Source organism: Thauera sp. AutoDN2, assembly GCF_051280715.1.
Lineage (GTDB): Bacteria > Pseudomonadota > Gammaproteobacteria > Burkholderiales > Rhodocyclaceae > Thauera.
In genome coordinates this window covers 1-1,621 of the sequence record NZ_JBNCAR010000095.1, presented here as the reverse complement: position 1 = coordinate 1,621, position 1,621 = coordinate 1, and the positions used below count along the sequence as shown (strand labels likewise).

Annotated in this window: 2 protein-coding genes and 1 pseudogene; 1 reads left to right on the top strand and 2 read right to left on the bottom strand. The window is 63.5% G+C overall.

Going from position 1 to position 1,621, the window contains the following annotated elements; all coding sequences use genetic code 11:
- Positions 1 to 110 precede the first annotated feature (110 nt).
- A pseudogene (locus ACPT9U_RS17645) lies at positions 111 to 233 on the top strand (antitoxin Xre/MbcA/ParS toxin-binding domain-containing protein); the annotation flags it as partial.
- 19 nt (positions 234 to 252) lie between these two features.
- Here ACPT9U_RS17645 and ACPT9U_RS17640 read toward each other — a convergent pair.
- Positions 253 to 519 (bottom strand): hypothetical protein, encoded by a 267-nt coding sequence (locus tag ACPT9U_RS17640; protein WP_435751911.1) that lies wholly within the window; start codon positions 517 to 519, stop codon positions 253 to 255.
- Positions 520 to 523: 4 nt separating this feature from the next.
- Positions 524 to 1,261 carry a hypothetical protein gene (locus ACPT9U_RS17635; protein WP_435751910.1) on the bottom strand — a complete coding sequence of 246 codons (738 nt, stop codon included), beginning with the start codon at positions 1,259 to 1,261 and terminating at the stop codon, positions 524 to 526.
- Positions 1,262 to 1,621 lie beyond the last annotated feature (360 nt).

Below are 1,621 nucleotides of genomic sequence, written 5' to 3'. Positions count from 1 at the left end.
AGCCAGCGGCGCCGGAGCAGCTGGCGCTGTTGTAGTGGCATTTTTGAAAGTCCGCTCTAGCAAAAACAAGCACTTGCGAGCGTAACTGTCGAACTCGGGGTGCCCAGGCGTGGCTGCGCACGGAAAACACCGCCCTCGACGGCCAAACGCCGGCCTCGCTGCTCGACACCGAGGTCGGACGCCTTGAGGTCACCCGCATCCTGCACGCGATTGCGCGCGGAATGAGCGCCTGAACACCCGATCAGGAGTACCTCACTTCGACTTGGTCATCGCCCGCCACAGTTCGACCAGGATTCCGAAGTCGTCTCGAATCGCGCCGACGAACGCTTGCCAGAACTCTCCCCTGTGCGGCCCCGCGAAGATCATGATGATCGTGACGAGCGCCACCACCACCCCTAAGGTCCAGCCAATCACAGTCCAGGCGGCCTCCCATGGATCGATGTCGGACACGACCAGGGCGACGGTGCCGAGGGTCAGTAGCGCCACGAAAACGGTCACCGGGTGAATACCCTTCATCATCGAATCAGTCTCCCTGATCGGTTCTTTCGGTGAATCGACGCGCGGCGCGTTCGACCAGAATGTCCGCGGGCGCGTCGTCCAGTAGCCTGCGCAGCCGATCCCCGTCCTGCTCGTCGTCCGGCTGCTCCCGCTGTACTTCCAGCGGAGTGAAGCCGCGCAGTGAGCCGTCACCTGACGTGAAGAAGAGCCACGCCTCCCAGGCAGCGCACTCTCCGAGCGCACCCAGGATTCCAGGAAGCGCCTTCAACACGGGCTCGTCGAACTGCCAGCCCGGAAAACCCAGATAGTCGGCGTGGGTCGGGTGCGGAAGCCCGAGCAGGCGCTTCTCCTCGCGCATCTTCAGGACACGATCCGGACTGACGCCCAGATTCCGCGCCACCTCGCTTGAGCTGAGCAGTTCGCCCGACGCAAACATCGCTTGCTTCATGGCGAAGCCCCGCAGCCTCGCGTCCGCAAGCGGATCCCGGCGGACAACCGGGGGCATCGAAGCAGGCGCTTCGATCGAGCGCAGGTGCTCGAGGAGCACGGCGACGAGTTCGCGCCGGCGCGCCAGGTTATTCGGGTGAAGCAGTTGCCCCACTCGATGCAGGACATGCTCGTCTCGGCTCGCCTCGCTCAGGAGTTCGGCCTGCAGCCACTGAGCAAAGCGCTCTGCGACGTCTTCGGCGGAGACACCCGGCGGGCCGCCGGGCGAGTCCTCGCGCTCGGAGGTGGTTTGCAGGGAAGCATCGTCATTGCACATGAGTTCGCACGCTGAAAGGTTGGGTTGGGAGCCTGACATCGATGTCCGAATGGTTGCTCGACCCGACGCCCATCGGACCCATGATAGAGGGAGCCGGCGTTGAATCCAGATGCCATGCGAGGGGCATGACTGGCCGCGTGATACATGACAATTGGCACGTCGTGCTGGTAGGCTACCCGTTATAGATGTAACCGTCCGAGCAACCCCGTAGTTCCCGATCAGAGCTGAATCATCGATCGTTGCATCTCCGAACTCACTTCGGGAGAACGACGATGGAGCAGGAGAGACTGATGGCGCAGGCAGAGCTACCGGCTCAGCGCCGTGGCGAGGTGGCCGTACAGCGGCGCGTACACCGGGACG